Raw genomic sequence first — 25,338 nt, 5'->3', positions numbered from 1 at the left:
CAGGCCTGCGGGCGCTCGGCCGCTCAGGCATCCACGCCCTCGCGCAAGGCGCGCAACTGGGCCTGGGCGCCCTCGTAGTCGAACAGGCGCACGCGGCGTTCCAACTCGGCGGCCTGGGCGCCCCAGCGCCGGCGTATGGCCTCGCCGATCTCGCGGAAGACGGCGCCGGCCTCATAGTCGCCGCTGCCGAGCAGGCGGTCGAGCCGGTCCAGCGCCTCCTGGCCCGCCTCCACCTCATCGAGCGGGGCCGGCCGCGTGTCTGCGCCGGGCAGGGCTGTGGTGATGGCGGCCAGCAGCAGGGCCAGTTCCTGCTGCAGGCGCCGCGCCGCCGCGGCCAAGGCATCGGGCTGGGCGCCGCGATCAGCCAGCGCCGATTCGAGCGCCAGCGTCGCCGCGGGCAGGCTGAGCGCGCCTATCGACGCGGCCACGCCCTTGAGCGCGTGGGTGGCACGGCGCAGGCCTTCGCGGTTGCCGGTGGCCAGCAGTTCGGCCAGCGTCTCGGGTTCGGCGCGGTAGTGCAGTGCAAACTGGCGCAGCACGCGGCGCAGCACCGTGGCGCTGCCGCCGGTGTAGCGCAGGGCCAGGGCGAGGTCGATGCCGGCGATGGGCGGCAGTTCCTCGCCGCTGTCGCTGCTGTCGGCGCTGTTGTTGCCGTTGCCGCGGCCGGTGGCCGGGGCCGCACCGGCTTCGCGCGGCGCCAGCCAGCGCTCCAGCGCGGCGTAGAGCTGGGCCGGGTCCACCGGCTTGGCGACATGGCCGTCCATGCCGGCGGCCAGGCAGGCGGCGCGGTCCTCGCCAAAGGCGTGGGCCGTCATCGCCAGGATGGGCGTGCGGGCGCGCTCGGGCAGGGCGCGGATGCGGCGCGTCGCCTCCAGGCCGTCCATCTCGGGCATCTGCACGTCCATCAGCACCAGTTCATAGGGGTGGCGGCTGAGCATCTCGACCGCTTCGCGGCCGTTGCGCGCCACGGCCACGCGCAGGCCCACCGACTGCAGCAGCTCCACCGCGACTTCCTGGTTGACCGGGTTGTCCTCGGCCAGCAGCAGCTCGGCGCCGCTGTGGTGGATGCGCAGCCGCGCTGCCAGCTCGGCCGCCTCGCGCCGCGGCGCCACCGCCAGCGCCAGGCCCGCTTCGAAACAGGCCGTGAACCAGAACTCGCTGCCGAGGCCGGGCTCGCTGTGTACGCCGACCTCGCCGCCCATCATCGCCGCCAGGCGCTGGGTGATGGCCAGCCCCAGGCCCGAGCCGCCGAAGCGCCGCGTCATCGAGCTGTCGGCCTGGGCGAAGGCGTTGAACAGCCGCCCCTGGTCGGCGGCGGCGATGCCGACGCCGGTGTCGCGCACCGCAAAGCGCAGCCAGTGCGCGCCGTCGTCGCTGTCGAGCCGGCGCACGCTCAGGACGACCTCGCCGCGCTCGGTGAACTTGACGGCGTTGCTGAGCAGGTTCAACAGCGCCTGCGCCAGCCGCGTGGGGTCGCCGCGCAGGTGTTCGGGGGCGTCGCCTTGGTCGATGCGCAGCGCCAGGCCGCGGCTGCGTGCGCGTTCGGCCACCAGCGCCTGGCAGCGCGACAGCACCTCGGGCAGCGAGAAATCGATGCACTCCAGGTCGAGCCGGCCGGCCTCGATCTTGGACAGGTCGAGCACGTCGTTGATGACCTGCAGCAGATGGCCGGCGGCCTCGGTCACCTTGTCCAGGCGCTGGCCGGTGACGGCGTCGACCGCGTCGCGCTGCAGCAGGTGGGCCAGGCCGATGATGGCGTTGAGCGGGGTGCGGATCTCGTGGCTCATATTGGCCAGGAAGGCGCTCTTGGCGCGGCTCGCGTCCTCGGCCTTGTCGCGCGCCAGCACCAGCTCGGTGTTGGCCTGCTGCAGGCGGCGTTCGGTCTGCTTGATCTCGGTGATGTCGGCCACCAGCATCAGGAAGCCCCGCACCTCACCGCCCAGGCGGTCAGGCACGCAGTTGACGCGGCCGTGGACGCTGGCGCCATTGGCGCGGTGGAACAGGTGTTGGAACGGCTGGCCGTGGCCGGCGGGCGCGGCCTGCGCAGCCACGAAGGCGGCTCGGCATTCCTGCGCCAGCGCCGGGCCCAGCAGCGTTTCGGCCACCATGCCCTGCAGCTCGGCCTCGCTGCGGCCATACCAGTCGCGGCAGGCGCGGTTGGCAAAGCGGCAGCGCAGCTCGCAGTCCCAGTAGCTCAGCATGTCCGGCAGGTGGTCGGCCACGGTGTGCAGGAAGCGCTCGCTGTCCACCAGGGCGCGGTTGAGCTGCTGCAGCTGGGCCGTGCGCTCGTCGACCAGCTCCTGCAGGCGGTGGCGGTGCTGCTCGAGCTCGGCGCGCACGCGCTTGTGCTCGGTGATGTCCTCGCTGATGTGCAGGAAGTGGCTGATGCGGCCGTCGGCCTGGCGCATGGGCGCGGCGCGCACGAACTCATCGAAGGCATGGCCGTCGCGGCGGCGACCGGCCAGCTCGCCCGACCAGGCCGCGCCGCGCGCCAGCGCCTCGTCCAGTGGCGTCGACTCGGGCCGCGGCTGCAGCGCCGAGCGGACCTGGCCCACGGCTTCGGCGCGCGTCCAGCCGCTCGTGCGGCAGAAGGATTCGTTGACGTACTCGACGCGACCGCGGATGTCGCTGATGAGGATGCCGATGGGGCTCTGCTCCACCGCCATCGAGAGCTGGCGCAGCGAGTTCTCGGCCGTCTGGCGCGCGGTCACGTCGCTGAAGGTGGCGACGACGCCGCTGATGCGGCGCTTTGGCGCGACCTCGCCCGCGTCATGGTCCGCGCCATCACCCGCGCCATCGCCCGCGCCATCACCTGCCTCATGGCCGGCGTCACCGGCCGCGTCCGCCACGGGCTGCACGTTGACGCGCACCCAGTGGCGCTCGCCGCTGGGCGCATAGGCGGCCAGCAGGTGGTCGCGCACCGGCTCGCCACGGCGCAGTGCGCGCAGCAGCGGATCCTGGTCGCGCGCCAGCGGCAGGCCGTCGTTGCCGCACAGCAGCCAGCCCCAGGGCGGCTCCATCGCCTGCAACTGCGCCAACTGCAGGCCGAAGAGGCGCTCGGCGGCCGGGTTGCAGGCCTGCAGGCGGCCATCGGCGTCGAAGACCAGGATGCCCTCGTCAAGCGCGGCCACCATCGAGCGGAACTCGCCCTCGCTCTTGCGCAGCGCCACCTCGGCCTCGCGCCGCGCCGCCTGGGCCTGCTTGGCCCCGGTGATGTCGCGACAGACGCAGAAGCTGAGCCGGCGCCCGGCGATGAGGGCGGCGTGGGCGCGCACGTCGACGTCGCGCAGCGTGCCGTCGGGGCGGCGGTAGACGGTCTCGGCGCGCAGATCGGCCGGGCCCTGCTCGCCCAGCAGCGCGAGCAAGGCGCTGCGGTCCAGGCTTTGTTCCCAATCCCAGACATGGCAGCCGGCCAGGCCCTCGGGCCGGCCCACCAGCTCGGCGAAGGCGGCATTGGCCTCGACCACGCTGCCGTCGGCGGCCAGCACCGCGATGCCGTCCTGCGAGTGCTCGAAGAGCACGCGGCGGCGCGTCAGTTCCTGTGCATGCTCGGCCTCGGCGCGGCGGCGTTCGGTGATGTCGCGCACCAGCCCCAGCACCGCCGGCGCGCCACGGTAGTCGAAGCGGGTGGCGGTGAGCTCCACCCACAGCCGCTCGCCACTGCCGTGGCGCAGGAACATCACCTCGTACTGTGAAGGCGGGCTGGCGCCGGCAATGCGCTGCTCGTAGCGCCCGGTCCACAGCGCCAGGTGCTCGGGCGCCACCATGGCGTCGAAAGGCAGGTCGTGGAAGTCTTCTTCCGGCCAGCCCAGCAGGCGCGGCAGCACCGCGTTCGCGTAGACGATGCAGTGGTTCTGGGCCACGAACATGCCATCGGCCATGGCCGCCAGCAGGGTGCGCTGGGTGGCCTCGGCATCGCGCAGTGCCGCCTCCGCGCGCTTGCGCTCGGTGATGTCGCGCGAGATGCCGAAGAGGCCGAAGACGCTGCCGTCGCTGTCACGCAGCGGGCCCCTGGTGGCCAGGAAGGTGGCCATGCAGCTGGGGGTGCCGCCGCGCCGCGGCAGTTGCTCCTCGAAGGTGACGATGCTGCCGCTGGCCGCGACGCTGGCATCGTGGTCGCGCAGTTGCGTGGCCAGCTCGGCCGGAAACAGTTCGCCGTCATCGTGGCCGACGATCTCGGCGACGGGCCGCCCGATGACGGCGGCGGACTCCTCGTTGCACAGCAGGTAGCGGCCGTCCAGGCCCTTGGCGAAGATGGCGTCGCTGGAGCCGTTGACGATGGCCTGCATCAGGGCCGCGGCCCGCATCTGTTCGCGCTGCAGGGCCTGCTCGGCGTGGGCCTGGTCGAGCGCGCGGCGGTCGCGCAGGAAGCGCCTGAGCACGGCCAGCGCCAGCAGCAGCAGGGCGGCGGTGGCGCCTATCCACTGCGCATCTTCCAGCGCCTGGGCGCTGATCGCGGCGGCGTCGGCCTCGACCACGAGCAGCCAGTCGGTGCCGGTCACCGGGCGCAGCGCGCGCAGCACCTCGGTGCCGCGGTGGTCCAGGCCCTGATGGGCCTGGCCCCAGGGCGGCTCGCCGCGCAGTGCGCGCGCCAGCGTGCCTTCGGCCGCGCCCACTGGCGCTTCCAGGCCGTCCGAGACGCCGATCAGGCGCTCGCCCTCGCGCCGCAGCAGCCGTGCGCGCGCCGCCGTCGGCGACGGCGTGGACAGCGCCAGCATGGGCATCAGGGTCTGCTGTGGATCGACATGCAGCACCAGCGCCGCCTGGTGGCCGTTGCCGAGCAGGGGCATGGGGGCGACGATCACGAAATCCGTCTGGCCGTCGGCACTGGCGAAGCCGCGGCCAAGCTCGATCCGGCCGCTGGCCAGCGCCAGGTCGATCTGGCGCTGCAGCTCGGGCGATGGCGCCGGGCCAGCGGGCGGCGAGGCCGTCGCGACACCGCGGTCGTCGACGATGGAGATGCCCTTGTTGCCGAAGGCCTCGCGCATCTGCGCCACCCGCTCGGCCAGCCTTGCCAGCGCCGTGGCGTCGCCACCGCCGCGCCAGCGGCGGTAGAGCTCGGGCCAGAAACTGCTGGTCTGCACGAAGCGCAGCTGCCGCACCGACTCCCGCAGCCACTGCTCGACCTGCTGCGTCTTCAGCTCCGACGCCGCCTCGACCTGGGCCACGAAGACGCGTTCGGCCTCGCCGCGGTCGTGGCGCACCGCCGCCAGCGCCAGGGCGACGATGGCGGCCGCGCCCAGCAGCCAGGGCAGCTCGGCGCGCCAGCGCGGCCGTGGCGTCGGTGCATGGGCCAGCGCTGCGGTTTCGTCCCGGCGCGTGCGCTCGAGCACATAGAGCAGCAACGCGGTGACGGCGATGAAGAACCAGCCCTTGAAGGCGCTCAGCCGCACCACCAGGCCGGCATCGTGGACGAGCTTGCCGAGCAGCCAGTCGGAGCCCAGGATCCAGGCCGCGCCGGCCAGCGCGTAGAGCAGGGCCAGGCGCAGCGCACGCGGCGGCGCCGCGGCAGCGTGGCCGGCCACTGGAGGAGCGCCCGCGGCGGCCATGCTCGCTCAGTGCGGCGGCGAGCTTCCGGGCGGCGCCGGCGTGTCGGGGTAGCGGCTCGCGATGGCGCAGAACTCGCCAAAGGCACCGAGGAAGATGTCGAGCAGGTCGGGGTCGAAGTGGCGGCCACGCTGCTCGGCCATCAGGCGGTAAGCCTCGTCGGGCGTAAACGGCGCCTTGTAGACGCGGCGCGAAATGAGGGCGTCGAAGACATCGGCGATGGCCATCAGCCGCGCCGCCAGCGGGATGGCCTCGCCGGCCAGATGATCAGGGTAGCCGCTGCCGTCCCAGCGCTCGTGATGAGACTGCGCGATGTCGATGGCGTAGTCGAGGAACTCGGCCGCTTCCGTGGTGTCGCTGATGGCCTTGCGTATGGCATCGGCGCCACGCTTGGCATGGGTCTGCATCTCGCCCCACTCGTCGGCGTTCAGCTTGCCCGGCTTGTGCAGGATGTGGTCGGGGATGCCTACCTTGCCGATGTCGTGCAGCGGCGCCGACTTGCTGATCAGGACGACCGTGCGCTCGTTGAGCGCGGCGGCAAAGCGCGGGTGGGCGCGCGCCAGCTTGGCCAGCTGCTCCACGTAGTCCTGGGTGCGCACGATGTGGTTGCCGGTTTCCTCGTCGCGCATCTCGGCCAGCCGCGCCAGCGCGTGGATGGTCACGTCCTGCACGACCTGGTTCTCGTGCATGCGGCGGGCGATCTCGACCTCCAGCCTGGCGTTCTGGTGCTGCAGATGGTCGCGCGCCGACTTCAGCTCGAGGTGGGTGTTCACGCGCGCCAGCACGATGGCCGGGTGCAAAGGCTTGGTGACGTAGTCGACCGCGCCCAGTTCCAGCCCGTGCTGCTCGTCCTCGACGCCGCTCATCGCGGTGACGAAGATGACCGGGATGTCGCGCGTCAGCGGGTCGGCGCGCAGGCCTTCGAGCACCTCGTAGCCGCTCATGCCCGGCATCATCACGTCGAGCAGCACCAGGTCGGGCAGCGGCGCCTGGCGCGCCAGGTGCAGCGCGCGCTCGCCCGAGTTGGCGGTGCGTACCTTGTGCTGGGCCAGCAGCAATTCGCCCAGCACGATGAGGTTCTCGGGGTTGTCGTCGACGACCAGAATCGTGCGCCCGGTCAATTGGCTTCCCACGTTGTCCCTCAGTCCCAGCCGTCCACGCCAGATACCCCCGATCCGGCCAGAAATGAATGCTGCGTGCGCGCGGCCTCGCGCCGCTTGCGTTAGCGCAAGCGGCGCCGCTTTTGGCGGCCTTGCACGGACCTTCCCCGACATCCCCCTAGAACCCCTGCGGAATGGCGCACGCCGGGCCAGCGTAAACCGGGGGCATGCAAGCGCCCAGGACTTGCCGCAAACCCGTACGGGGAGACGTCGATGCGAGGACTCTTGCGCCATGGCGCGTTGCTGTTCGGCCTGGCGACCCTGGCCCAGCCGGCCGCCGCCATCACCAGCGGCAACGTGGATGGCTTTGGCGCCGGCAATACCCAGGGCTGGTTCAGCGGCTCGGGCAACCCGACGCCGCCCAGGGCGGTGGCCGACGGCGGCCCGGACGGCGCGGGCGACGCCTACCTGCTGCTGCAGTCCAGCGGCTTTGCCGGCGCGGGGGGGCGGCTGATCGCCATCGCCGGGCCCGCCTGGGCCGGCAACTACACCGCGGCCGGCGTGGGCGGCATCGCGATGGATGTCAACAACCTCGGCAGTACCGATCTGAGCCTGCGCCTGTGGCTGTCGGGTCCGTATTCCACGGTGCCCGTCACGCTGGCGGCGGGCAGCGGCTGGCAGCACGTCTTCTTTCCCGTCGTGCCCGCGGCGCTCACGGGCGCCGGGGCGGTGCTCGATGTGTTCGAGCTCCGGCTCTACCACTCGGCCATAGCCGCCGCGCCCACCGGCAGCGATTTCATTGCCGCCACGCTGGGCGTGGACAACATCGCCGCCGTGCCCGAGCCGGCGGCAGCCGCGCTGCTGCTGGCCGGCCTGGCCGGCCTGGCCGGCCTGGCGCTGCGCCGCCGCCCCGGTTGGCGCTGAACGCGCTGAGCGCCGCCGCGTCCCCCCAACCCTTGCAGGAGAAGCCCGCCATGACGACCCCGTTCAAGCGCCTTGTCCGCCAGGCCGCCTGCGTGCTGGCGCTGGCCGCCGCCAGCGCCGCCCAGGCGCAACCGCGCGACCTGCTGCCTTCCATCCCGCGCGGCGACATCGCGCTCAACCTGCTGCCGGTGGCCACCGGCCTGGCGGCGCCGCTGTACGGCACCGTCGCGCCGGGCGACGCCAGCCGTCTCTATGTGCTGGAGCAGGGTGGCCAGGTGCGCGTGCTGCTGAACGGCGTGATGCAGGCCGGCTCGGTGCTCGACATCAGCACCCGCATGGTCGGCGCCTTCGTACCCACCAGCGCCAATGACGAACGCGGCTTGCTCGGCCTGGCTTTCCACCCCGACTTCGCCAACCCGGCGGCGGCGGGCTTCCGCACCCTCTACACCTACAACAGCGAGCCCATCGGCACCAGCGCGCCCACCTACGCCGTGCCCAATGGCGCCAGCCAGGGCTACAAGAACGTCGTCAACGAGTGGAAGATGGGTGCCGCCGGCGTGGTCGACCCGGCGACGCGGCGCGAGGTCATTTCCTTCGGCAAGAACGCCAACAACCACAACGGCGGCACCATTGCCTTCGGCCACGACGGCTACATGTACCTGGCGCTGGGCGACGGTGGCAACGCCAACGATGCATCGAACCCGCCCCCCGGTGGCCACATCGAGCCTGGCGGTAACGCGCAGAGCCCGAACACGCCGCTGGGCAAGATGCTGCGCTTCGACCCCATCGCCCCGGCGCTCAGCGCGGGCAGCCTGAATGCACCCAGCGCCAACGGCCAGTACCGCGTGCCGGCCGACAACATGGGCGTTGCTGCCGGCTTGGTGCCCGAGCAATACGCGCTGGGCTTCCGCAACCCCTACCGCTTCAGCGTCGACACCGCCAACGGCCGCATCATCATCGCCGACGTCGGCCAGGGCAATATCGAGGAGATCGACCTGCTGGTGCCGGGCGGCAACTATGGCTGGGCCATCAAGGAAGGCGACTTCGCCTTCAACCGCGTTCCCGGCGGCGCCGCCGGCACCGGCGCGCGCAGCCCCGGCAGCCCGGCCGGCCTGATCGACCCCATCTCGGGCCCGCTGGGCACGCTGGAATACGACCACCAGGACGGCATTTCCATCACCGGCGGCTTTGTCTACCGCGGCCAGGACATCCCGGCACTGTTCGGCAAGTACGTCTTCGGCGACTTGGCCCTGCGCGCGGCCCCAACGCGCGTGGACGGCCGCCTGTTCTATGCCGATCTGGAAACCGGCTTGATCCGCGAGTTCCTGCTGCCGTCCTTTGCCAACGGCATCCTGCCCAACGGCCTCACGGTCCACGGCTTCGGCCAGGATGCCGCCGGCGAGCTCTACGCGATGGTCACCAACACGCCGGCCAGCGGCCTGGGCGGCATCGTCTACCGGCTGACGCTGGCCCCGGTGCCCGAGCCTGCCACCTGGGCGATGTGGGCTGCGGGCGGCCTGATGCTGATGGCGCGGCGCCTGCGTCGCCGCGGCTGAAGCGGCTGCCGGGGCGGGCCGGCGCTTGCTAAGCTCGCGCCGGCCATGAACCCGCATGCCACGCCCGCCGCTCCCGAAGCCTTCACCACCCTGCCCGCGCTGATCGGCGGCCACGCGCGCCAGGCGCCGGCGCGCATCGCCCTGCGTTGTGGCGACGCCGCGCTGAGCTATGCCGAACTCGACGCGCGCATGGACCGCGTGGCGGCGGCGCTGCAGCGCGATGGCGTGGCCCGGCGCGAGGCGGTGGCGATCTGCGGCGCGGCCGCCGTCGATTACGTCGTGCTCTTCATGGGCGCGCTGCGCGCCGGCATCGCGGTGGCGCCGCTGGCCCCCGGTGCCACCACGGCGAGCCTGGCCGCGATGGTGGTCGATGCGCAGGCACGCCACTTCTTCGCCGATGGCGAGATCGCGCTTCAACTGGCAGATCAAGCCGGCCTGCCGCCCATCACGCCGCTGGACGGCCCCGGCTTCGAGGCCTGGCTGGCCCCCGCCGGTGCGCGGCCACAGCCGGTGGACATAGCACCCGGCGATCCCTTCAACCTCATCTATTCCAGCGGCACCACCGGCACGCCCAAGGGCATCGCCCAGCCGCATGCGATGCGCTGGGCCCATGTGCAGCGCAGCCGGCCCTATGGCTATGGGCCGGCCAGCGTCACGCTGGCGGCGACGCCGCTCTACTCCAACACCACGCTGGTGGCGCTGATCCCGGCCCTTGCCCACGGCGGCTGCGTCGTGCTGATGCCGCGCTTCGACGCGCTCGCCTATCTGGAGCTGGCGCTGCGCCACCGCGCCACCCATTCGATGCTGGTGCCGGTGCAGTACCAGCGCCTGCTGGCCCATCCGCGCTTCGGCGACTTTGACCTCTCGGCCTTCGTGATGAAGTTCTGCACCAGCGCGCCCTTCTCTGCCGCGCTCAAGGCCGAGGTGCTGGCGCGCTGGCCCGGCGGCCTGGTCGAGTACTACGGCATGACCGAGGGTGGCGGCACCTGCATCCTGGAGGCGCACCAGCAGCGCGACAAGCTGCACACCGTCGGCCGCCCGGGGCCGGGCAGCGAATTCCACCTGATAGCCGAAGACGGCCGCGCCCTGCCCGCCGGCAGCGCCGAGGCGGGCGAGATCGTCGGCCGCTCGCCCGGCATGATGAGCGGCTACCACGGCCAGCCCGAGCTGACGCGCGCCGCCGAGTGGTTCGATGCGGAGGGCCGGCGCTACATCCGCACCGGCGACATCGGCCGCTTCGATGCCGACGGCTTTCTCACGCTGATCGACCGCCGCAAGGACATGATCATCAGCGGCGGCTTCAACATCTACCCCAGCGATCTGGAAGCCCAGCTCGCCGCCCACCCGGCTGTGGCCGAGGCGGCCGTGGTGGGCGTGCCGTCGGAGCGCTGGGGCGAGACCCCGGTGGCGCGCGTCGTGCTGCGCGCAGGCAGCAAGGCCACCGCCGCCGAGTTGCTGCAATGGGCCAACGAGCGCCTGGGCAAGGTGCAGCGCCTGGCCGACCTGCAGCTGTGCGCGGAGCTGCCGCGCAGCGCCATCGGCAAGGTGCTCAAGCGCGAGCTGCGGGCCCAGGTGCTGGGCGGCTGATCCGCGGCCTTCAGCTGCTGCGCCCCAGCAGCCCCTGCAGTCGCGCCAGCATCGGCGTCACCACCGGCACCGTGAGCATGGTGCTGGCCACCGCCATCAGCAGCAGGGCGGTGAAGGTGGACGCGGTGATGATCTGCTTGTCGAGCAGCACATTGGCAAAGATGATCATGATCAGCGCCTTGGTCTGCAGCAGCCAGCCTATCAGGCCGGCCTCGCCTGGGCGCCAGCCCAGCACGCGCCCGGCGAGGTGGATGCCGGCCAGCTTGCCGGCGACGCTGGCCACCAGCAGCAGGGCCGCGGCCAGCAGCACGCTGGCACTGCCCAGGCCCCATTGGGTGCGCAGCCCGGTGCTGAGAAAGAACACCGGCATCACCACCAGCAGCACATGGTGGCGCAGCAGGTCCATCTGCTGGCGGTCGAACCAGTGGCCGTCCAGCACCGCGCCGGCCAGGAAGGCGCCCACCATGAAGTGCAGGCCCGACCAGTCGGCGCCCAGGCCGCAGGCGGCCAGCCAGATGAGGCCGGCATACCAGCGGTCGGGCTCGGGCAGGCGTGGCATCAGCCGCCGCAGCAGCCCGCTCGCCAGCGCAAAGGCGGCCAGGAAGACGGCCTGCCTGCCGACGCGTTGCCAGTCCATCAGGATCAGCGCCAGCACGCCCCAGATCGCGACATCGTCCAGGCTGGCATAGCGCAGGATGCGCTGGCCCAGCGGCAGGCGCAGGATGGCCAGCTTCTCCATCAGCAGGATCAGGATGGGCAGGGCCGTCACTGCGCAGGACATGCCCACGCCCAGCACGAACTGCCAGGGCCGGCCTGCCGGCCCCATCCAGCCGTCCGCCGTCGCCATGAGAAGCAGTGCCGCCGCGCTGCCAAAGGCCAGCGGCACGCCCAGCGCCAGGCCGGCGGTGATGCTGCTCTCGCGCCGGTGGCGCCAGGCGGCGGCCAGATCCAGCTCGATGCCGGCGATCCAGACGAAGAGCATCACCGCCCACCAGGCGATGCCGTTCAGGCCCTGGATCACCGCCGGCGTGAAGACCTCGGCGTGCAGCGCCGGCAGCGCCGCGCCCAGCACGCCGGGGCCGAGCAGGATGCCGGCGACGATCTGCACCACCACCAGCGGCGCCCAGTAGTCGGTGCGCGCCAGCCGCCACAGCAGGTAGGGCAGGCTGAACACCACCAGCATGGCGACGAGAAAGCGTTCGGTGGTGTTCATGGCGGCGCGAATGTACCCCGCACGAACCCTGCAGCGCGTGCCGTGCCGGCGGAGGGTCGCGCGTTTGCGCTACCGTAGCCGGCCATGCCCGCCCCTGCCCCCGCCGACGAGCCGCCGCAATGCCTGAACTGCGGCCAGGCCTTCGGGCCGCCGCGGCCGCGCTTCTGCCCCGCCTGCGGCCAGGAGACGAATGTGCGGCCGCCGCGCCTGGGCGAGTTCATCCAGCAGTTCGGCGGCGCCTACTTCTCCACCGAGGGTGCGCTCTGGCGCACGCTCAAGCTGCTGGTGCTGCAGCCGGGTGAGCTGACGCGGCGCTACTTTGCCGGCCAGCGCAAGCACTATGTGATGCCGCTGCGGCTGTTTCTTTCGGCCAGCGTGGTGATGCTGCTGGCCATGCGCCTGGCCGGCAGCCTGGATTTCGCGGCGCTGGAAGACCCCGAAGTCGCGCAGGCCCTGCCCGAGCGCCCGCGCTCGGTGCAGCTGCAGCTGGGCTTCGGCCAGGCCGGGCTGGACGAGGGCCGCTTCTACTGCGAAGGCCTGCCCGGCTGGGCCTGCCAGCGCCTGCGCAAGCGGCTGGATGTCGACACCCGCACGATGGTGCGCCAGATGCATGTGGTGAGCGACCGCGTGGTCGGCAATGCCGGCACCATGATGCTGTTGCTGCTGCCCCTGTTCGCGCTCGGCCTGGGGCTGCTGTACCGCAACCGCGGCCTGCACTTCACCGAGCACCTGGTGTTTTCGCTGCACCTGCACGCCTTCTGGTCGCTGGTGCTGACGCTGGCCATGCTGGAGATCGAGGCCGTCACGCTGGCCTGCGCGCTGCTGATTCCGGCCTACGGCGCGCTGGCGCTGCGGCGTGTCTACGGCGGGCGCTGGTTTTTCCTGCTGCTGCGCGTGGCCGTGCTGGCGCCGGTACACGCGCTGCTGATCGCCGCCGGCGCGGTGACGGTGACCCTGGTGGCGGTGTTGCTGTGAGGCGCAAGGCCGCCACCCTGCCCGCAGCGCCGCCCGAGGCCTTGCCGCCGGCCTGCCTGAACTGCGGCGAGCCCTATGCCAGCTGGCATCCGCAGCGCCGCCCGCGCTTCTGCCCGGTCTGCGGCCAGGAGACGAGCGTGCGCCCGCCGCGCCTGGGCGAGTTCATCCAGCAGTTCGGTGGCGCCTACTTCTCCACTGAAGGTGCGCTGTGGCGCACGCTGGCGCTGCTGCTGCTCAAGCCCGGCGAGCTGACGCGTCGCTACCTGGCCGGGCGCCGCCGCCACTATGTGCTGCCGCTGCGCCTGTACCTGACCATCAGCGTGCTGGTGCTGCTGGTGATGCGTGGCCTGGCCGGCGTGAGCGAGGTCAAGGCGCTGGATCTTGACCTGGCCAAGACCGACCTCGTCATCGTCGGCTTCGGCCAGGAGCGCGGCATCGGCATCAGGAACGGCGTCTTCTTCTGCACCGACGCGCCCGACTGGCTGTGCAAGCGCCTGCGCCAGCGGCTTGACGTGGACGCCGCCGGCCTGCGCCGCGAGGTGGGACAGTTCGGCGAGCGCCTTCTGGCCAACCTGGGCGCGGCGATGTTCCTGGTGCTGCCGGCCTTTGCGCTGTGGCAGCGCATCGTCTACTGGAACCGCCGCCTGCGCTACACCGAGCACCTGGTCTATGCGCTGCACCTGCACGCCTTCTGGTTCGTGGCCCTGTTGGCGATGCTGAGCCCCTGGAAGCTGCTCAGCGACCTGGCGGCGCTGTCGCTGCCGCTGTACACGCTGTGGGCCATGAAGCGCGTCTATGGCGGCCGCTGGTGGCCGCTGCTGCTGCGCGCCGCCACGGTGTCGCTGCTCTACCTGATGACGCTGGCGCTGGCCCTCATGGTGGTCGCGCTGTGGTCGGTGGTGTTCTAGCAGCCCAGCTGGTCGGCCAGCGCCACCAGGCTGTCGGCAACGAAGTCGAACTCGCCCTCGCGCCAGGCCTCCATCGCGCCGCCGGGGCCGTGCTCCAGTGGCCGCGCCACATAGGCCGTGCGCAGGCCGCAGGCGGCGGCGGCGCGCAGGTCGCCGGGGTGGGCGGCCACCATCAGCAGCTGCTGCGGGTGCAGGTCCAGCAGCCGCGCAGCACCGAGGTAGACCTCGCGGTCGGGCTTGTAGTGGCGGAACAGCTCGGCGCTGAGCACGGCGTCCCAGGGCAGGCCGGCGTGGCGCGCCATCGCCACCAGCAGCGAGAGATTGCCGTTGGACAGCGTGGCCAGGGTGTAGCGCGGCTTCAGCCGCTGCAGGCCGGGCACGCTGTCGGGCCAGGGCGCCAGGCGGTGCCAGACCCGGTTGAAGGCGGCCGCGTCGGGCTCGGCCAGCGTGATGCCGCGCTCGGCCAGCAGGCGGTCGAGGATGCGGCGGTGCAGGGCGTCAATATGGGTCCAGGGCAGGGCGCCGCTGCGCACCTCTTGCATCGCCGGCTGGTAGCCGGCGCGCCAGGCGTCGGCGAAGGCGGCCCAGTCGACGTCCAGGCCCAGGCGCCGGCCCAGGGCGCTGCCCTCGCGGATGAGGGTGCTGCGCCAGTCGACCACGGTGCCGAAAATGTCGAAGCTGAGCGCGCGTATCTCGCTGGCCATGGGGCCTCCGGGTTGGGGTGCCAGCGGCGAACTGCATCGTGATGGCACCGGCAAGGCCCGCTTTATAGCGCGCCCGCGGCTCCTAGAATCCAGGGCTCGCCGCCGTGCCCTGCTGCGCGCTCGCTGTCCCGGCGCCATCACGGACCTCGCACCCACCCCTCCCCCGCCCGTCCCACCTGCCGCCGCCGGAATCCGCCGCATGACCCTGTCCATCCTCTCCGCCCTGTCACCGCTCGATGGCCGTTATGCCGGCCGCATGGCCGCGCTGCGCCCGCTGCTGTCGGAATTCGGCCTCATGCACCGCCGCGTGCAGGTCGAGATCGAATGGCTGATCGCCCTCTCCGACGCCGGGTTCAAGGAGCTGCCGCCGTTCTCCGAGGCCGGGCGCGGCCTGCTGCGCAGCCTGGCCGTGCGCTTCTCCGAGGCCGACGCCGGCGCCATCAAGGACATCGAGAAGACCACCAACCACGACGTCAAGGCGGTGGAGGTCTGGATCAAGTCGCGCCTGCAAGGCCACGCCGAGCTGGAAGCGGCGCGCGAGTTCGTCCACTTCGCGTGTACCAGCGAGGACATCAACAACACCAGCCACGCGCTGATGCTGCAGGCAGCGCGCGAGCAGGTGCTGCTGCCGGCCATCGACCGCCTGGCCGCCAAGCTCGCCCAGATGGCGCGCGCCCTGGCCGAGCTGCCCATGCTCAGCCGCACCCACGGCCAGACCGCCAGCCCCACCACCATGGGCAAGGAAGTGGCCAATGTGGCGGCCCGCCTGAGCACGGCGCGCGCACGCATCGCCGCCGTGCCCCTGCTGGCCAAGATGAATGGTGCGGTGGGCAACTACAACGCCCACCTGGCCGCCTACCCCGAATTCGACTGGGAGGCCTTCAGCCGCAGGCTCATCGAGCAGCGCCTGGGCCTGGTCTTCAACGCCTACACCATCCAGATCGAGCCGCACGACTACATGGCCGAGCTGTTCGACGCCATTGCGCGCGCCAACACCCTGCTCATCGACTGGTCGCGCGACGTCTGGGGCTATATCTCGCTGGGCTATTTCAAGCAGCGCGTGAAGGCCGGTGAGGTGGGTTCGAGCACGATGCCGCACAAGGTCAACCCGATCGACTTCGAGAACGCCGAGGGCAATTTCGGGCTCGCCAACGCCCTGCTGGGCCACATGAGCCACAAGCTGCCGGTGAGCCGCTGGCAGCGCGACCTCACCGACAGCACGGTGCTGCGCAACATGGGCGTGGCCCTGGGCTACACGTTGCTGGCCTGCGACAGCCTGAGCCGCGGCCTGGACAAGCTGGAGATCAACCCGCAGGCCATCGCGGCCGACCTCGAGGACGCCTGGGAGGTGCTGGCCGAGCCGGTGCAGACGGTGATGCGCCGCCACGGCCTGCCCGAACCCTACGACCGCCTCAAGGCCTTCACGCGTGGCCAGCCCATCACGCGCGAGCTGATGCAGGGATTCATCCAGGCGCTCGAACTGCCCGAGGCCGAGAAGCAGCGCCTGCTGGCGCTGACGCCGGCCGGCTATACCGGCATGGCGGCCGAGCTGGCGCGAAGGCTGGGGCAATGAGCCACAACGCCGCCAGCCCCGCCGGCGGTTTCCGCCAGGCCCTGCTCGCCGCCCAGGCGCACCACGCCTCCATGCTGTGCGTCGGCCTCGACCCCGAGCCGGCGCGCTTTCCGCTCGCCTGGCGCGGCGACCCGGCGCGCATCTTCGATTTCTGCGCCGCCATCGTGGACGCCACGCGCGACCAGGTCTGCGCCTTCAAGCCGCAGATCGCCTATTTCGCGGCCCAGCGCGCCGAGGACCAGTTGGAGCGGCTGATCGCCCACATCCACGCCACGGCGCCGGGCGTGCCGGTGATCCTGGACGCCAAGCGCGGCGACATCGGCGCCACCGCCCAGCAGTACGCCCGCGAGGCCTTTGTGCGCTATGGCGCCGACGCGGTGACGCTGTCGCCCTTCATGGGCCTGGATTCCATCGAACCCTACATGGCCTACGACGGCAAGGGCCTGATCCTGCTGTGCCGCACCTCCAACCCCGGTGGCAGCGACCTGCAGGCCCAGGCCCTGGCGGATGTCAACGGCAAGCCGGGCGGCGCGCTCTACGAGCACATCGCCCGCCTCGCCGCCGGGCCCTGGAATCGCGGCGGCCAGATCGGGCTGGTGGTGGGTGCCACCTACCCGGCCGAGGTGGCGCGCGTGCGCGAGCTGGCACCGACGCTGCCGCTCCTGATCCCCGGCATCGGCGCCCAGGGCGGCGACGCCGAGGCCACGGTGCGCGCCGCGGCGCGGCCGGGCGGGCCCATCATCGTCAGCGCCTCGCGCTCGGTGCTCTTTGCCGGCGGCGATGCCGCCGCCATGCCGGCTTTTGCCGAGGCCGCACGCGCCGCCGCCGGGGCCACGCGGCGGCAGTTGCAGGCGGCGTTGCCGCCGGGCTGAACCGCGATGAAGCCAGACCCGCAGGCCGAGTTCGACAGCGCGTCGTCGGCGCCACGGGTTGAGGTGCCGGAGGCGGCCGCACGCGCCGCGCCGCAGATCACGCCGGCGATGGCGCGCGCTCTGCTGGCCATGGTGGCCGCCGCCGCTGCCGTGGGCGGCCTGCTGGTGCAGCTGGTGTGGCGGCAGCCGGGCGATGCCAGCCTGGCCTTCGCGCTGCTGGCGATGGCCACGCTGGCCTGCACCCGCCTGCCCGCGGCACGTCTGGCCACGGCCCTGGTGGGGGTGCTGCTGGCCCTGATGGCGGGCCTGGGCCACGCCGCCATGCACTTCGGCTGGGGCATCGCCTCGCCCGGGCTGTCGCTGTTCGGTCTGCTGGTGTGCCTGGGCTGCGCCGCCGTCGGCCCGCGTGCCGGCATAGTGCTGGCGCTGGTGGGGGCCGCGATCTCGGGTGCCGTGGCCTGGTGGGCCACGCCGTCGGCGGAAATCCAGGCTCTGGAACCCCAGCTTCCGCACATGGCAGCGCGCGTGCTGCTGCAGGGCTTCCACATCGCCGCCGGCCTGGCCGCCGGGCTGATGATTGCGCGCGTGCTGGCACGCCACACCCAGGCGGTGCAGGAGCGCGAAGAGCGCTTCGTGCAACTGCTCGCGCTGGCGGCCGATGTCTACTGGGAACTCGACGCGCAGTACCGCCTGGTCGGCGCCGCCGCCCACAGTGCCGCGCTGCGGCGCCCGCCGCCGCCACTGCGCCCGCCCTGGGAAACGCCGGGCGTGGCCCTGGGCGCCGAGACGCTGGACCTGCTGCAGGCCAGCCTCGATGCGCGCGAGCCCTTCCGCGATCTGCGCCTGGTGTGGACGCCGCCCGACCGCGCCGCCCGCACCTTCCTGGCCAGCGGCAAGCCGCGCTTCAACGCTCGCGGCATCTTCCTCGGCTACTGGGGCGTGGCGCGCGACGTGACCGAGATCGAGGGTGCCCGTGACGCGCTGCGCGCCACCGAGGCGCGCTACCAGGAGCTGTTTTCGCGCATCCCCACGCCGTTGGTGCTGCACCGAGACGGCCGCGTCATCGACGCCAACCCGGCAGCCCAGGCCATGTTTGGCGGCGCCGAGGGCGCCGAGCTGGGCGGCAGCGAGCTGCTGGCCAGCTACGAAGAGGGCGAATCGCGCGAGCGTGAGCGCCGCCGCCTGACCAGCCTGGACCGCCAGCCACTGGGCACGGCGCTGCCGGTGGCCGATTTCAAGCTGCGCCTGCCGCAGCGCCTGGCCTCGGTGCGCGCCACCGCCGTGCGCGTGGAGGCCGCGGGCGGGCCGGCCGTGCTGTCGATCTTTGTCGACGACACGGTGCGCCTGCTGGCCGAGGAGGCGGTGCGCCGCTCCGAGGGCATGCTCGCCCACCTGGTGGCCACCAGCCCCGACATCATCACCCTCACCGAGCTGGCCAGCGGCCGCTATGCCATGGTCAACCAGGCCTTCGAACGCGTCAGCGGCTGGGGCGCCGCCGAGGCCGTGGGCCGCACCGCGCTGGAACTGGGCGTCTGGGGCGACGCCGCGGCGCGCGAGCGCTTTGTCGAGCTGCTGCGCGAGCGCGGCGCGGTGGCCGATCTGCCGGTGGCCTTTCGCACCAAGGCCGGCGCGACCCTGCCCATGCTGGTGTCGGCGGCGCGCTTCGTGATGGACCGGCGCGACTACCTGGTCATCAATGCGCGCGACATGACCGAGCGCGAGCGCGAGCGCCTGCAGCGCGAGGCCATCCTCGACAACGCCTCCATCGGCATCGCGGTCACGCGCGAACGCTGCTTCGTGCTCGTCAACCGCCATTTCGAGCAGCTCTACGGCTGGGCGCCGGGCGAGCTGATCGGGCAGCCGGGCGCGGTGGTGTGGGTCGACGCGGCCGACTATGCCGCCGTGGGCGCCAAGGCCGGGCCGCCGCTGGCGCGCGGCGAGGCGATCGAGTTCGAGCGCACCGTGCGCCGGCGCGACGGCAGCACCTTCGAGGCGCGCGTGCGCGGCCACGCCATCGACCCCGCCCAGCCGCGCAGCAGCGGCACGGTGTGGATCGTCGAGGACGTGAGCGAGCGCCACGCCGTGCAGCTGGCGCTGGCGCGTGCGCGTGACGAGGCCGAGGCCGCCAACCGCGCCAAGAGCGCCTTCCTGGCCAACACCAGCCACGAGCTGCGCACGCCGCTCAACGGCATCATCGGCCTGGCGCGGCTGGCGCGCACCGCCGACGTCGACGACGCGCGCCGCGCCGACTACCTTGATCACATCCTCGACAGCGCCCAGGCCCTGGCGGCCATCATTTCCGACATCCTCGACCTGTCCAAGATCGAGGCCGGCAAGATGCAGATCGAAAGCGCGCGCTTCGATCTGGGCGAGCAGCTGCGCGCTTTGCAGCAGGTCTACACGCCGCTGGCCCAGGCCGGCGGCCTGGCGCTGAAGCTCGAGCTGGCGCCGCAGGTCGAGGGCCACGTCCACGGCGACGCGCTGCGGCTGCGCCAGGTGGTCAGCAACTACCTCAACAACGCCATCAAGTTCACCCCCCAGGGCGGCGTGACGCTGCGTGCGCGGCGCGGCCTGGGTTCGCTGGACCACCGCGTGCGCATCGAGGTCGAGGACAGCGGCCCCGGCTTTGACGAGGCCACACGCGCCCGCCTCTTCATGCCCTTCACCCAGGCCGACCAGAGCATCACGCGGCGCCACGGCGGCACGGGCCTGGGCCTGTCGATCTGCCGCGAGCTGGCGCGGCTGATGGGCGGCGAGGTCGGTGCCGAGGGCCAGCCCGGGCAGGGCGCCCGCTTCTGGGTCGAGCTGCCGCTGCCGCGTGCCGCCGCGGTGGAGCCCGAGGCGCCGCGCAGCACGGTCTCGCCGGCCATGTTGGCGGGCGCACGCGTGCTGATGGTGGAGGACAACCCGGTCAACATGATGATCGGCGTGGCCCAGCTCGAACGCTGGGGCGTCGTCGTCGAGCAGGCCGCCGACGGCCGCGAGGCGGTGGCCGCGGTGCAGCGCGCCCACGCCGCCGGCCATCCTTATGACATCGTGCTGATGGACGTGCAGATGCCGGTGATGAGCGGCTACGAGGCCACGCTGGCGCTGCGCGCGGCCGGCCACACCCTGCCCATCATCGCCCTCACCGCTGCGGCCATGGTGGGCGAGCGCGAACAGGCGCTGGCCGCCGGCATGAACGACTTCCTCACCAAGCCGGTCGACGCCGGCCGGCTGCAGGAGGCGCTGGCGCGCTGGCTCGAAGCGGAATGAGCGCCGGGCTCAGGCGGCGCTGAGCGTCACCGGCCGGCCGGTCAGGTAGCCCTGCACGAGCTGGAAGCCCATGTCGCGGCAGATGGCGGCCTCGGCCTCGGTTTCCACGCCCTCGGCCAGCGCCACCGAGCCCAGCGCCTTCACGGTGCGCACGAGGCCGCGCACCATCTGCTGCTTGACCTCGCCGGCGCGGTCGATGTCGCGGATCAGGCCCATGTCGAACTTGACGAAGTGCGGCGGCACCTCGCTCAGCTCGTTCAGGCGCGACTGCCCGGCGCCGAAGTCGTCATAGGCGAACTCGACGCCGATGGTGGCCAGGCGCGCGGCCAGCTTGCGCATGAGGTCGACTTCCATCACCGCCGTCTCATGCACTTCCACCACCAGGCGCGGCGCCTGAGGCCCGGCGCGCAGCGCGCGCAGGGTCTCGAAGAAGTCGTCCTCGAAGGTTTCGTCGGGGTGGGAGTTGAAGAAGAGCCGCGTGGTGCCGAGGCGGCCTTCGAGCGCACGCAGACCCCAGTCGCGGAAGGCCGCACTCAATTCGACCTCGCGCTTGAGCGTGGCCGCCATCTGGAACAGGTGTACTGGCGAGGCCGGCAGGCCGGGGTGGGTGCAGCGGCCCAGCAGCTCGTAGGCGATGAGCGCGCCGCCGTGGGCGTCGACGATGGGCTGCACCGCGGCCGCCAGGCCGTGGCCGGCCAGCAACTGCAGGAACAGCCCCTCGTTGTTGAGCAGGCGCTGCGACAGCGACTTGCTGATGGGCACGATCATCGTGCGCTCGCTCAGCGACTCGGTCACTTCCTCGGTCTCTGGCGGCGGGGCGTTCCAGCCCAGCCGGTATTCGGCGTGGCCGAAGTGCAGCACGTCGTTTTCCACCAGCAGCCGCTTGCCCTGCACGCGCTCGCGGTTGACGAAGGTGCCATTGGTGCTGCCGAGGTCGGTGACGCACAGCCGCCCGGCGGCGTCGAGGCCGATCTCGGCGTGGCGGCGCGACAGCGAGCCCGCCTCCACCGCGAGGTCGTTGCCGACATCGCGCCCGACGCGGAAGGGAAAGCGGTGCAGCGTGCGCTTCACGCGCGAATCGTCGGCTGCGATGCTTTCGAGGAACCAGCCCATCTCCACGGCAAACCCCTTGCGCCCGACCCGGCCGCGGCCACTGTAATCGCAAAAATGTCGCCGGATGTCACCGGACACCTGTTCGAGTGGCCCGCAGAATGCACGCCATGAACCCCGAGGTCGCACACAACGCCGCCGCGTCACGCTTCGAGTTGCCGCTGGGCGAGGGCCTGGCGCTGTGCTGCTACCGCCGCGACGGCGGCTTGCTGGTGCTGCACCACACCGAGGTGCCGCCGGCCCAGCAGGGCCGGGGCGGCGCGGCGCGCGTGGTCGCTGCGGCGCTGGACTGGGCGCGCGGCGAGGGCCTGCGCGTGCGGCCGGCCTGCAGCTATGTGGCGGTCTATATGCGCCGCCATCCCGAGACGCGCGACCTGCTCGAAGGCGCCTGAGCGGCGCATCACCCCGCAGGGGGATGCGGTGGCGGTGGCGGCCCCCTAACTTCGGTTGATGAGCACCGTAGTAAGCACTGGCAGCGCTGATCTGCCCGACCCGCACGGCGGACCCGATGGACCGGGCGCTGGGGCCCTGGCCGCGATGGCTGACTTGCTGGCCTGGCCGCTGCTGCTGCTGCGCGCCGACGGCCGCCTTCTGCACGCCAACCAGGCCGGCCAGCGCCTGCTGGCCCGGGGCGAGCCGCTGCGGCTTTCCGGCGCCGGCGCCGTCACGGTCGCCAGCGAGCGCGGGGCCTGGGCCGAGGCCCTGGCCGCCGCTGCCGCCGGCCGGCGGCTGTTGCTCAGCACCGGCGGCGCCGCCATGGTGCTGGCGCCGCTGGCCGCGGGCGGGCCGCTGCTGCTGGCGCTGGCGCCGGCTTGCGGCTCGCGTGAGGCCGATGTGCGCGGCTTTGCCCAGGCCCACCAGCTCAGCGCGGCCGAAGGCCGCGTGCTCCTGCGCCTGGCGCTGGGCGACAGCCCGGCCGATACAGCCCAGGTCCTGGGCATCACCGCGGCCACCGTGCGCAGCCAGTTGGTGGCAATCCGGCGCAAGACCGGCCACGCCAGCATCGCCGACCTGGCCGCCGCCGCGGCGTCAGCGGCGGCGGGGCCATCGGCCGATGCGGCACGGGCGGCCTGCCGTGCCTGCTGAGCGCCGTCCCGCCGAGCCCGGCCTGGGCGCCTGGCTGGCGCGCGTGCTCGACGAGGTCGAACAGGCCCTGCTGCTGCTGGGCCCCGATGGCGGGGTGCTGCACCTCAACCGTGCCGCGCGAGAGCAGATCGACGCCCACCACCCGCTGCAACTGCAGGACGGCTGGCTGCGCCTGCGGCGGCCGCAGGACGTGGCGCCGCTGTTCGACGCGCTGGCGGCGGCCCACCGCGGCCAGCGCCAGCAGCTGCAGGTGGGCGCCGGCGAGCGGCGCATCGCGGTCTCGCTGCTGCCCCTGGGCCCGGCGCCTGGCGCGGTGCTGATGCTGCTGCCGCGGCCGGTCGGCAGCGAGCCGCCGGCCCTGGCGGGCTATGCACGCAGCATCGGGCTGACGCCGGCCGAGAGGCGCGTGCTGGCCCATCTCTGCCGCGGCCTGCGCCCGGCGCAGATTGCCGCCGAGCAAGGCGTGTCGCTGTCCACCGTGCGCACGCAGATCGGCCACATCCGCGCCAAGGCCGGCGCCGACAGCGTGCGCGAGCTGATGCGCCGCGTGGCCCTGCTGCCGCCTGTCGCGGCGGGCTGATCAATCGCCGTTGGCCGCGGCTTGATCAACCGCCGCAGAGCAGCCGGTGGGCGCGGGCGTAGCGCTCGTGGATGCCCAGGATCACCTCGTCGGGCAGGTCCAGCGCCGCCTGCTCGGCGCCGCCGGTGACGCCGGTCGAGGCCAGCCAGTCGCGCAGCGGCTGCTTGTCCAGCGCCACGATGCGGCCCTGGGCCAGCTCGTCGGCGAGCCAGAAGCGCGATGAATCGGGCGTCAGCGCCTCGTCCATCAGTGTCAGCCGGCCGGCCTCGTCGAGGCCGAACTCGAACTTGGTGTCGGCGATCACGATGCCGCGCGTGAGGGCGTACTCGCTGGCTGCCTGGTACAGGCGGATGGCGGTGTCGCGCACCTCGGCGGCGCGTGCCGCGCCGATCTTGCCGGCCAGCACCTCGAAGCTGATGTTCTCGTCGTGGTCGCCCACCGCGGCCTTGGTGGCGGGGGTGAAGATGGGCTGGTCCAGCGCTTGGGTGGGCGTGATGCCCGGCGGCAGCGCGATGCCGCAGACGGTGCCGCTCTTGGCATACTCCTTCCAGCCCGAACCGGCCACATAGCCGCGCACCACGGCCTCGCAGGGCAGGGGCGTGAGGCGCTTGACCAGCATCGCGCGGCCGGCGATCTGCGCCGCCTCGGCGGCCGTCACCACGCTCTCGGGCGCGGCGCCGGTGAGGTGGTTGGGCACGATGGCGGCCAGGCGCTCGAACCAGAACAGCGCCATGCCGGTGAGCAGCCGGCCCTTGCCGGGCACGGGCGCCTTCATCACCACGTCGAAGGCCGAGAGGCGGTCGCTGGCCACCATCAGCAGGCGGTCTTCGCCGACGGCGTAGTTGTCGCGCACCTTGCCGCGCGCCAGCAGCGGCAGCGACGTGAGGGTGGTGGCGGGCAGGGCGGGGCCGAGGGCGGCCAGCGGCGAGTTTGCGGTCATGTCAGGCGCTCGAGCAGGGGTGGGCGTATTTTGCGCGCCGTCGCCGTGTGAACATCGCGGCCCACAATGAACCGCATTTCCACCTGGCGCTGGATCCCCACGCTCTACTTCGCCCAGGGCCTGCCCTATGCGGTGGTGATGACGCTGGCCGTGGTGATGTACAAGAACCTCGGCGTCGGCAATGCCGAGATCGCGCTGGCCACCAGCTGGCTCTACCTGCCCTGGGTGATCAAGCCGCTGTGGAGCCCGCTGGTCGATCTGCTGGGCAGCAAGCGCGGCTGGATCGTCGCGCTGCAGTTCCTGATCGGCGCGGCGATGGCGATGGTGGCGCTGTCCCTGCCCGGTCCGCGCTTCCTGCAGGCCACGCTGGCGGTGTTCTGGCTCATGGCCTTTGCCTCGGCCACCCACGACATCGCCGCCGACGGCTTGTACATGCTGGCGCTGCCGCCGCGCAGCCAGGCCGCCTTCGTCGGCGTGCGCAGCTGCTGCTGGCGGCTGGCGCTGATCGCCGGCCAGGGCGGGCTGGTCGTGCTGGCCGGCTGGCTGGCCGAGCGCAACGGCCAGGTGGTGCAGGCCTGGAGGCTGGTCTTTTGGCTGCTGGCGGCGCTCTTCGTCATTGCCGCCCTCTACCACCTGCGCGCGCTGCCGCGACCGGCTGCCGACCGCGCGGCGCCGCGCAGCGCCACCCTGATGGCCGACTTCGGCGCCGTGTTCGCCGCCTTCATGCGCCAGCCCGGCATCGCACGCATCCTGGCCTTCCTGCTGCTCTACCGCTTTGCCGAGGCCCAGCTGCTCAAGCTGGTGACGCCCTTTCTGCTCGATCCGGTGGCCGCCGGCGGGCTGGGCCTGAAGACACAGGAGGTCGGCATCGCCTATGGCACGGTGGGTGTGATGGCCTTGATGGCCGGTGGCCTGCTGGGTGGCTGGGCCATCGCCCGCGGCGGCCTGGCGCGCCTGCTGTGGCCGCTGATGGTGTGCATGCACCTGCCCAACCTGGTGTTCGTGGCGCTGGCGATCTACCAGCCCGGCTCGCTGTGGCTGGTGAGCGCCGCGCTGGCGCTGGAGCAGTTCGGCTACGGCTTTGGCTTCACCGCCTACATGGTGTTCATGCTGCTGGTGGCCGGCGGTGGCGATGGCCGCAACCCGCACCAGACGGCGCACTACGCGCTGTGTACCGGCTTCATGGCCCTGGGCATGATGCTGCCCGGCATGGGGGCCGGCTGGCTGCAGCAGCAGCTGGGCTATCCGCTCTTCTTCGCCTGGGCCTGCCTGGCCACCCTGCCCTCGTTCGCCGCCGCGGCGCTGGTGCGCATCCCCGCCGGCTTCGGGCGCAAGGACGATGCAACGTAGGGGGTGGCGGCGCCCGGGCCTGTCGCTATCCTTTTCGGCTCTGCGTGTACGCCTGGAG

General features: G+C 72.4%; 18 protein-coding genes. 12 read left to right on the top strand and 6 right to left on the bottom strand.

Annotated features, from left to right (window positions below):
• Positions 1-23 precede the first annotated feature (23 nt).
• Together JMV16_RS14480 and JMV16_RS14475 are read right to left on the bottom strand one after the other, a co-directional pair.
• Positions 24-5,549: a PAS domain S-box protein gene (locus JMV16_RS14480; RefSeq protein WP_201494991.1), complete on the bottom strand. Its 5,526-nt coding sequence runs from the start codon at positions 5,547-5,549 to the stop codon at positions 24-26.
• 6 nt (positions 5,550-5,555) lie between these two features.
• Entirely contained in the window at positions 5,556-6,680 is a 1,125-nt protein-coding gene (locus JMV16_RS14475; RefSeq protein ID WP_236580523.1) for a two-component system response regulator, read from the bottom strand.
• Positions 6,681-6,920: 240 nt separating this feature from the next.
• On the opposite strand from JMV16_RS14475, the gene JMV16_RS14470 reads away from it, so the two are divergent.
• From JMV16_RS14470 to JMV16_RS14460, 3 genes are read left to right on the top strand one after another with little or no spacing between them, the layout of a single operon-like run.
• Complete coding sequence (locus tag JMV16_RS14470) at positions 6,921-7,571, top strand: PEP-CTERM sorting domain-containing protein (RefSeq protein ID WP_201494989.1); 651 nt, start codon at positions 6,921-6,923, stop codon at positions 7,569-7,571.
• 50 nt (positions 7,572-7,621) lie between these two features.
• Positions 7,622-9,127: a PQQ-dependent sugar dehydrogenase gene (locus JMV16_RS14465; RefSeq protein WP_201494988.1), complete on the top strand. Its 1,506-nt coding sequence runs from the start codon at positions 7,622-7,624 to the stop codon at positions 9,125-9,127.
• Between the two features lie 45 nt (positions 9,128-9,172).
• The gene (locus tag JMV16_RS14460; protein WP_201494987.1) at positions 9,173-10,714 is read left to right on the top strand and encodes a class I adenylate-forming enzyme family protein; all 1,542 of its coding nucleotides are present in this window, start codon (positions 9,173-9,175) and stop codon (positions 10,712-10,714) included.
• A gap of 10 nt (positions 10,715-10,724) precedes the next feature.
• On the opposite strand, the gene JMV16_RS14455 is transcribed toward JMV16_RS14460, so the two are convergent.
• Complete coding sequence (locus JMV16_RS14455) at positions 10,725-11,927, bottom strand: cation:proton antiporter (protein ID WP_201494986.1); 1,203 nt, start codon at positions 11,925-11,927, stop codon at positions 10,725-10,727.
• 84 nt (positions 11,928-12,011) lie between these two features.
• Between JMV16_RS14455 and JMV16_RS14450 the strand changes: the two genes are divergently transcribed.
• Complete coding sequence (locus JMV16_RS14450; RefSeq protein WP_201494985.1) at positions 12,012-12,902, top strand: DUF3667 domain-containing protein; 891 nt, start codon at positions 12,012-12,014, stop codon at positions 12,900-12,902.
• The gene (locus JMV16_RS14445) at positions 12,899-13,810 is read left to right on the top strand and encodes a DUF3667 domain-containing protein (protein WP_236580522.1); all 912 of its coding nucleotides are present in this window, start codon (positions 12,899-12,901) and stop codon (positions 13,808-13,810) included. Before JMV16_RS14450 ends, JMV16_RS14445 begins: the two co-directional genes overlap by 4 nt.
• Here the strand turns inward: JMV16_RS14445 and JMV16_RS14440 are convergent.
• A complete protein-coding gene (locus JMV16_RS14440; protein ID WP_201494984.1) occupies positions 13,807-14,514 on the bottom strand; it encodes a haloacid dehalogenase type II in 708 nt (235 codons plus the stop codon). The two genes, JMV16_RS14445 and JMV16_RS14440, sit on opposite strands and share 4 nt — an antisense overlap.
• Positions 14,515-14,713: 199 nt before the next feature.
• On the opposite strand from JMV16_RS14440, the gene purB reads away from it, so the two are divergent.
• Genes purB through JMV16_RS14425 form a run of 3 tightly spaced genes read left to right on the top strand, consistent with a single transcriptional unit; the run spans position 14,714 to position 20,214 of the window.
• On the top strand, positions 14,714-16,087 hold the full coding sequence (gene purB, locus JMV16_RS14435; RefSeq protein ID WP_201494983.1) for an adenylosuccinate lyase: 1,374 nt from the start codon (positions 14,714-14,716) through the stop codon (positions 16,085-16,087).
• Positions 16,084-16,959: an orotidine-5'-phosphate decarboxylase gene (gene pyrF, locus JMV16_RS14430; RefSeq protein WP_201494982.1), complete on the top strand. Its 876-nt coding sequence runs from the start codon at positions 16,084-16,086 to the stop codon at positions 16,957-16,959. Before purB ends, pyrF begins: the two co-directional genes overlap by 4 nt.
• A gap of 6 nt (positions 16,960-16,965) precedes the next feature.
• On the top strand, positions 16,966-20,214 hold the full coding sequence (locus JMV16_RS14425) for a PAS domain S-box protein (protein WP_201494981.1): 3,249 nt from the start codon (positions 16,966-16,968) through the stop codon (positions 20,212-20,214).
• 9 nt (positions 20,215-20,223) lie between these two features.
• Here the strand turns inward: JMV16_RS14425 and JMV16_RS14420 are convergent, their stop codons facing one another.
• Positions 20,224-21,327, bottom strand: a complete 1,104-nt coding sequence (locus JMV16_RS14420; RefSeq protein WP_236580541.1) for an EAL domain-containing protein — start codon at positions 21,325-21,327, stop codon at positions 20,224-20,226.
• A gap of 107 nt (positions 21,328-21,434) precedes the next feature.
• Here JMV16_RS14420 and JMV16_RS14415 point away from each other — a divergent pair, with 107 nt between their 5' ends.
• From JMV16_RS14415 to JMV16_RS14405, 3 genes are all read left to right on the top strand, one after another.
• Entirely contained in the window at positions 21,435-21,716 is a 282-nt protein-coding gene (locus JMV16_RS14415) for a GNAT family N-acetyltransferase (protein WP_201494979.1), read from the top strand.
• A gap of 145 nt (positions 21,717-21,861) precedes the next feature.
• A complete protein-coding gene (locus tag JMV16_RS14410; RefSeq protein WP_201494978.1) occupies positions 21,862-22,410 on the top strand; it encodes a helix-turn-helix transcriptional regulator in 549 nt (182 codons plus the stop codon).
• Positions 22,400-22,990, top strand: coding sequence for a helix-turn-helix transcriptional regulator (locus tag JMV16_RS14405; protein ID WP_201494977.1), 591 nt, complete (start codon positions 22,400-22,402; stop codon positions 22,988-22,990). The genes JMV16_RS14410 and JMV16_RS14405 overlap by 11 nt, the downstream gene beginning before the upstream one ends.
• 25 nt (positions 22,991-23,015) lie before the next feature.
• Here the strand turns inward: JMV16_RS14405 and JMV16_RS14400 are convergent, their stop codons facing one another.
• A complete protein-coding gene (locus tag JMV16_RS14400) occupies positions 23,016-23,930 on the bottom strand; it encodes a phosphoribosylaminoimidazolesuccinocarboxamide synthase (RefSeq protein WP_201494976.1) in 915 nt (304 codons plus the stop codon).
• A 66-nt stretch (positions 23,931-23,996) separates the two neighbouring features.
• On the opposite strand from JMV16_RS14400, the gene JMV16_RS14395 reads away from it, so the two are divergent.
• Positions 23,997-25,280, top strand: coding sequence for an MFS transporter (locus JMV16_RS14395; protein ID WP_201494975.1), 1,284 nt, complete (start codon positions 23,997-23,999; stop codon positions 25,278-25,280).
• Positions 25,281-25,338 lie beyond the last annotated feature (58 nt).

It is taken from the genome of Rubrivivax sp. A210 (assembly GCF_904426505.1).
Lineage (GTDB): Bacteria > Pseudomonadota > Gammaproteobacteria > Burkholderiales > Burkholderiaceae_C > Rubrivivax.
This window is presented reverse-complemented; position numbering and strand designations above follow the sequence as displayed.